The following is a 7412-nucleotide window of genomic DNA, read 5'->3' as shown; positions in this document are numbered from 1 at the left end:
ATTTTTAAGAAATGGATTTTATGATTCGATAAAAAGAATTAATAAAGAAAATTTAGAAATATCAAGAAAATTAAAGGATACATTGAAAATGGCATATGCATCCCATAATCTAGGGTTTTATTTTGAAAACAAAAACAAATTAGACAGCGCATACTATTTTTATTTTAAAACAAGGAAATTTTATAACTCTATTGGGGAAAAGAAGCTTGAGGCAGATATCCTAAAGAATATGGCAAATATTCAAGAAACTGAAAGAGATTATATAGGTTGTGAGATAAATGCAATTGAAGGGATTAAAATATTAAGTAAATTAAAGAAAACAGATAAAGTTTATAGCTTATTATGGTCGCTTAATAATTTAATAGGAATAGCATCCGAACAGATAGAAGGATACGATAAAGCGATACAATACCATACAAAGGCAATAAGTTTTAGCCGGAAAATTAAGGGGGATTATTTACGTGAAGTATACTCTAACATCAACATAGGGATACTCTACAGAAGAAAGAAAGATTATGAAAAATCTATATCTATTTTAAATCAGACCTTAAATAACGACAAAATAAAAGAAGACGATCCTACAACATATTCCTTAATACTATCTAGTTTGGCTTACAGTAAGTTCTTACACGGGTTATATTCCAATGAAGATATTGAAAAGTTATTTAGAAAATCAATTTCTGTAGCCGAAAAAAATGAAGATTTTTATGAAATAATGATAGCTGCAGATCAATTTTCAGAATATTTTTTTAAAAACAATAATAAAGATTCTGCTCTGTATTATTCAAATAAAAGTCATGACTTAGCAAATTTATTAAATAATAATAATTGGAAACTAAAATCACTTTTATTAAAATCTAAAATTGAAGAAGGAGAAATAGCAAAAAAATATTTATACGAGCATATCAAACTAAATGATAGCCTTGTGCTTGCAGAACGTTCCATTCGTAACAAATTTGCAAGAATAAACTTCGAAACCGATGAAATAAAACAAGAGAATAGACTTTTTGAGGAAGAAAACACTCGAATTTCCAAAAAAAACCAAATGCTTATTATTACCTCAATAGGTTTATTAATAACACTATTCTTTTTATACATAATAAAAACACAACGCGAAAAAAATAAAGAGTTACAATTAGCCCAACAACAGCAGGAGGCTAATGAAGAAATTTATAATCTAATGCTATCACAGCAGGATAAAATGGATGAAGCAAGAGCATTAGAGAAGCAACGTATTTCTCAGGAATTACATGATGGGATATTAGGAAGGCTCTTTGGAGCCCGTTTAAGCTTAGATAGTTTAAATTTAAGTAAAACAGAAGATGCAGTAGCAAACAGAGGAAATTACATTAATGAACTTAAAGTTATAGAGCAAGATATACGTAAGGTATCTCATGACCTAAACACAGATTTTATTGCACATTCAGGCTTTTTAGATATTATAGAAACATTAGTAGAAACACAAACCTTAGCCTACAATTTAGAAAGTACAATTACTGCAGATCAAGATATTAATTGGGATGCCATTTCTAATAAAACTAAAATTCATTTTTACAGAATAGTACAAGAGTCCTTACAAAATATATACAAACATGCAGAAGCAACAAGAGTAGATATCACATTTAAACAAAAAAATAATTTAATATCTTTAGCCATAAAAGATGATGGATCTGGTTTTGACGAAAACAAGGCTAAAAAAGGAATAGGCCTTAAAAACATGCGTTCTCGAGTAAAAGAGATAAAAGGCGTTTTAAATATAAAAACCAAAGCAAACCTAGGTACAACAATTGAAATAAGAGTCCCAAATTAATTTAATACCCCCTTAAAATGCAACAAAAAAGCATTAAAATATTAATGACAGATGATCACCCTATGATTATAGAGGGCTATCAAAATACACTTTTAGCTACCAAAAAAGAAAATGAAAAACTCATTATAGATATAGCTACTAATTGTGACGAAGCTATAAAGGCAATTAACAAGTCTATAGCTATAGAGCAGCCCTACGATGTGTTCTTTTTTGATGTTAGTATTCCTGCATCTTCCGATAATAAATATAAATCTGGAATAGATTTAGCAGAGTTTGTACGGTTAAATTTACCATACTCTAAGGTTGTATTGCTTACCATGTTCGATGAACCTTATAGAATACACAGTGTTATTAAAAATATTAACCCAGATGGCTTTTTAATAAAAAGCGATTTAACATCAAGTGAATTAGCAAGCGCATTTAAAGCTGTATTAAATAACCCACCATTTTATAGTGGCACAGTAAATAATGTTATTAGAAATATTATTTCTAGTGCTATAGAATTAGATGAAATTAATCATCAAATACTTCATTTATTATCTAAAGGAATTAAAACAAAAGACATTAGAAACCATATAGATCTGTCTTTAAGTATGATTGAAAAGCGTAAAAAGCATTTAAAAGAGGTTTTTGAGATAGAAGACGGAAAAGATGAAACGCTTATACACGAAGCTAGAGATAAAGGTTTTGTAAATTAAAACCTACAAATTATAGCCTTAAATGTTAAAATTTATTTTTTTTAATTTTTTTTCACCTTCTCTTACAAGTAATTATAATTAAATACTACGGGAAAAACCGTAATCCTGTTACGGTAAAAGCCGTAACCGACAAGAGAAATAAGTTTTATCTTTGAATCATCAACAATCATTAACTCAATTCAGTCCCTCGATAGAATTTAGTTGGTAATAGCACATTTACACTAGCCTTATGGTTTTTCTTCTAAAGAAAACCATAAGGTTTCTTCTTTTATATAAGCTTATTAAAAGATAATGCTTTTATAATCCCAAAATATTTTTATAAATAACCCAAAATAAATAACAGCTACTATAAACTTTAAAAAGGTACCTGTAATAAAACCAAGAAAAGAACCAAATGCTGCTTTTAGCGCTGTAGTAGAGTCAGCATTATTAGTTAATTCTCCAATTAAAGCACCTACAAAAGGGCCAATTATAATTCCAAAAGGAATAGGGGCAATAATACCAACAATTAATCCAATAGAAGTACCAATCATTCCAGCTTTACTACCTCCAAATTTTTTAGTACCAATAGCAGGAATAATATAATCTAGAGCAAAAACAATAAGCGCAATACTTAGCGTAATAGTTAAAAATAACCAATCGTTTGGTATGGCATCTGTTAAGTATAGTAATAAAAGCCCTATCCAACTTAATGGAGGCCCAGGAAGTATAGGAAGAATACTCCCAATTAAACCTAAGCAAACAAATAGGAAGCCAAAAACCGTTAAAAGAATATCCATATAAAAATTTATTAATAAGACGCACAAATAAATAAAATGTTACATTTAAACTAAAAAATTAGTTCAAACTAAATATTTAGTTATATTTGTAAAACACTTGAACTAAAAACTTAGTTGAAAAATGAAGCAATTAACAAAAGCAGAAGAAGATATAATGCATGTTTTATGGCAATTAAAAAAAGCCAATGTAAAACAAATAATAGAAGAATTGCCAGAGCCTAAACCAGCCTATAATACGGTATCTACAATTGTTAGAATATTAGAAAGTAAAGGGTTTGTAGATTACGAAAAAAAAGGAAAAGGACATATTTATTTTCCTCTATTAGAAAAGCATGAATATAGTAACCAATCTATAAATAAGTTGGTAGATAACTACTTTCAAGGCTCGTTTAAAAGCATGGTCTCTTTTTTTATGAAAAAAAACGACATTAATTTAAATGAATTAGAATCTGTATTAAAAGAGATTAATAAAAAAGAATAGATATGCTGCATTATATTATACAAACTGTCGTATTTCAGTTATTCTTTTTAATACTTTACGATTTGTTTTTAAAACGAGAAACCTTTTTTAATTGGAACCGTGCCTATTTGTTGGCTTCGGTAATGTTGTCTATTATTTTACCATTTATAAAAGTAGATGCTTTTAAAACAGTAATTCCTGTAGACTACACTATTATGCTACCAGAAATTGTAATGGGTTATGAAGAAACTGTTACGCATAATACAAATAGACCACTTATAGAGCTTTTAAACACTAATACAAACACGTTGCCATGGGGCTTTATATTAAGTCTCGGTTGTACTATTGCAGCTCTACTATTTGTATATAAACTAATAGGCATTTTAATACTAGTATATAAAAATCCAAAAACTAAATATAAAGACTCCTTTTTAATAGAATTATTAAACAGTAAATCGGCTTTTTCATTCTTCAATTACATATTTATAGGAGAACAAATAAAAGGAACAGAGAAAATAGCTATAATAGCACATGAAGAAGTACACGTTAAACAAAAGCATAGTATAGATTTATTGTTATTTGAGGTTTTACGTATTTTATTTTGGTTTAACCCTTTAGTCTACATCTATCAAAGAAAGATTGCAAACTTACATGAGTTTTTAGCAGATTCAGAAGCAGTAAAAATTAATAAAACTGCATATTATGAGAATTTACTAGCTCAAGTTTTTCAAACCCAAAATATATCCTTCATCAATCCATTTTTTAAAAAATCATTAATCAAAAAACGAATCGTTATGTTAAACAAAACAAAATCAAAACAATTTAGTTTAATTAAATATGCTTTACTAATACCTATGGTAGTAGGGATGCTATTTTATACCTCATGTTCTAAGGATGTTATCGATGATAATACAGTAGTGTCTAATAAAAACATTGCAGAATACACTTTTTCTGTAGAAAAAGAAGAAGATTTATCTACAGAAAAACAAGCCATTAAAGACAAGGGAGAATTATTTTTAAAAGCCAATAGCGAAGCATACGTTAGGTTAATTACCTATAATGAAAACACTAAAAAATCTACATATAACATTGTCGCAGCTACAAATGATTTGACAAAAAAACATGAAATTCATTTTATTGTAGATTTTAAAGACGGGAGTACATTTTCTACCTATGCAGATGAACATGCTGTCTTATTAGAGTCAGAGAACATTAAAAGTATGAATGTTATTAAAACAGAAAAACAGAAATGGTCAAGAATAGTTAACAATGTCGTTACGTTTAATGAATTAGACAGAGTACCAGCATTTCCTGGATGCGAAACATTAAGATCTAATGCAGAATTGAAAGACTGTTTTAATAAAGAGTTAAAACAATTAGTGATTGAAAATTTTAACCAAAAGAAACTAGAATCTATAGGAGAAAAAGGACAACATAGAATATCTTTATTCTTTACTATTGGTAAAGATGGAAATGTAGAAACAGTTAAAGTTAGAGCTAAATATAAAGCGTTTGAAGCAGAAGGAGAACGTTTAGTGAGTTTAATACCAACATTAATACCAGGGGAATTTAACGGGAAAACAGCCAGTACAAATTATTATTTACCAATAAAATTTGAGATAAAATAAAAAGATAATATTATAAATGAGGGTAATTTTTTTAATTCTAGTATTACTTTTCTCATGTAAAACCGAGGCACAGTCTTCGGTTTTACATATTGCAGATAGTTTATATGCAAATGGAAACTATACAAAAGCCATAACAACGTATGAAGCACATGATGAGCAAGAAGATGTTTATGTAAAACTAGCAAAAGCATATATGGCAATAGGTAATTACGATAGAGCCATATTAAATTACAAATTAGCAACAGAAGCATATCCGGAGCAAACACTCATAAAATATGAATACGCAAAACTTTTAGCAAAAACTAAAAAAAGAAAAGAAGCTACAAAACTATTTAAAGAGTTAATAAATATAGACGCTCTAAACCCTAACTATCATTATGAGTTAGGACTAGTGTTAGAACAATTAAAAGATAGTAATGAAGCAAATAAGTTAGATACTATTACCAAAAAAGTTAAAAATAGAGATAAAGCACAACAACATTATTTAAAAGCCTACAAACTAGATAAAACCCATCAAAAAGCAATATTTAAATTAGCTAAATATCAGTTAATAAAAAGAAACTATGAAGCATCTAGGAAATATATAGATGTAGGTTTAAATACTTACAAGAATAATGTTGCATTAATTAGTTTAAAAGCACAAGGCTATTACCTTCAACAAAAATATGAGAAAGCTATAGTGTTATTCGAAAAATTATTAAGCTTAGGCGAATCCTCTAAATTTATTTACGAAAAATTAAGCGATAGCTATAAAGAAGAATACGAATTTGATAAAGCTATAAGTAATCTAAAATTAGCATTAAAGTTTAATACAGAAGATACTAGAAACCTATATCTATTAGGCTTGTTATATGAAAAAGTAAAAGATTATAAAAAAGCAGAAAAATATATTAATTTATCTATAAAACTAGAAGATTATCCACTAGATAGAGAGTATACAGACCTAGCACGAGTATATAACTATTTAAAACAACCAGAAAAGGCAATAAAAGCTTATAAGAAGGCCTTAAAAGAAAACCCCGACAATATGTATGCTAAATTTTTAATAGTGCATACAAGAGCAGATTACTATAAGGATACAGAGTCTAAAATAAAAGTATACGAAGATTTTATTGAGCATAACCCTAAAAGCCCATTTGTACGAATGGCGAAACAAAAAGCATCTAAACTTAAAGAGGAGCAATTTTTAAATGCAGAAGAAAAGAAACAAGATTAAAAATTGAATAAAAAATTGTACTTTTCAATTTCAGATTAAGTTATGCGAAAGGTTGTTTTCTTTTTTATTCTATTAAGCGTTACATCGTGTAACTATTTCGATGCTAAAAAAATAGCAACAGAAGATATTTTAAAAGAAGAGTTAAAAACCTTTAATTGGAATGAAGTAGATGCCTATCCTGTATTTGCTTCTTGCGAAAACTCTATAGAAAAAAAGGATAGAAAGCAGTGTTTTGAAAACACTTTGTCGTCCTATATAACCAATAGTTTGGCTACCGAAACAATAATAGTTACTCAAGATATTAATGATACAATTCTATTAGAACTTCAAATTTCTGAAATAGGAGCATTACATTTAAAAAGTATAAAAGTAGATTCCATAACTAGAGTAGAAATACCAAATATAGAAACGTTACTATATAATAGCTTACAATCACTTCCAAAAATATATCCAGCATTAAAGAGAGATAAACCCGTAAAAACAGAGTTTAAACTACCAATAGTAATTAATGTAAACTAATACAATTAAGAAGTATTGGGGATCTAGATAATGCTGTATTTTAAAATCGAATAGAAAGCTTTTTCATTAACCTTAAAATTTCTACATAAAGCCATACAATGGTAACTAAAAGTCCCCATGTAGCTAACCATTCGTTATATTTTGGGGCACGGTTTTTTTGGCGTTCTATATAATCGAAATCCAAAAGCAATGATAATGCTGCAAAAGTGGCAGCTATAATATTAAAAACAATAGCAATCCAAGAAGTCCTCCAAATAAATGATTTAATACCGAAAAAACTTAAAACCCATGACACAATATAA

Annotated in this window: 8 protein-coding genes; 6 read left to right on the top strand and 2 right to left on the bottom strand. The window is 28.1% G+C overall.

From position 1 onward, the window contains the following. A partial coding sequence (locus ACVC2P_RS07865) for an ATP-binding protein (RefSeq protein ID WP_452597930.1) occupies positions 1-1810 on the top strand: 1810 nt, incomplete at its 5' end. 17 nt (positions 1811-1827) lie between these two features. Further along, positions 1828-2508, top strand: coding sequence for a DNA-binding response regulator (locus tag ACVC2P_RS07860; RefSeq protein ID WP_452597929.1), 681 nt, complete (start codon positions 1828-1830; stop codon positions 2506-2508). A gap of 281 nt (positions 2509-2789) precedes the next feature. On the opposite strand, the gene ACVC2P_RS07855 is transcribed toward ACVC2P_RS07860, so the two are convergent. Then, a complete protein-coding gene (locus ACVC2P_RS07855) occupies positions 2790-3287 on the bottom strand; it encodes a DUF456 domain-containing protein (RefSeq protein ID WP_452597928.1) in 498 nt (165 codons plus the stop codon). 121 nt (positions 3288-3408) lie between these two features. On the opposite strand from ACVC2P_RS07855, the gene ACVC2P_RS07850 reads away from it, so the two are divergent. Genes ACVC2P_RS07850 through ACVC2P_RS07835 form a run of 4 tightly spaced genes read left to right on the top strand, consistent with a single transcriptional unit; the run spans position 3409 to position 7110 of the window. Then, complete coding sequence (locus ACVC2P_RS07850) at positions 3409-3768, top strand: BlaI/MecI/CopY family transcriptional regulator (RefSeq protein WP_452597927.1); 360 nt, start codon at positions 3409-3411, stop codon at positions 3766-3768. 2 nt (positions 3769-3770) lie between these two features. Then, entirely contained in the window at positions 3771-5375 is a 1605-nt protein-coding gene (locus ACVC2P_RS07845) for a M56 family metallopeptidase (RefSeq protein ID WP_452597926.1), read from the top strand. 16 nt (positions 5376-5391) lie between these two features. Next, entirely contained in the window at positions 5392-6591 is a 1200-nt protein-coding gene (locus ACVC2P_RS07840; protein ID WP_452597925.1) for a tetratricopeptide repeat protein, read from the top strand. A gap of 42 nt (positions 6592-6633) precedes the next feature. Next, a complete protein-coding gene (locus tag ACVC2P_RS07835) occupies positions 6634-7110 on the top strand; it encodes a hypothetical protein (protein WP_452597924.1) in 477 nt (158 codons plus the stop codon). A gap of 40 nt (positions 7111-7150) precedes the next feature. On the opposite strand, the gene ACVC2P_RS07830 is transcribed toward ACVC2P_RS07835, so the two are convergent. After that, a partial coding sequence (locus ACVC2P_RS07830; protein ID WP_452597923.1) for a Bax inhibitor-1/YccA family membrane protein occupies positions 7151-7412 on the bottom strand: 262 nt, incomplete at its 5' end.

The organism is Pontimicrobium sp. MEBiC01747 (assembly GCF_053601635.1).
The sequence above is the reverse complement of the archived record's forward strand: the minus strand, read 5'-3'. Positions and strand labels throughout refer to the sequence as shown.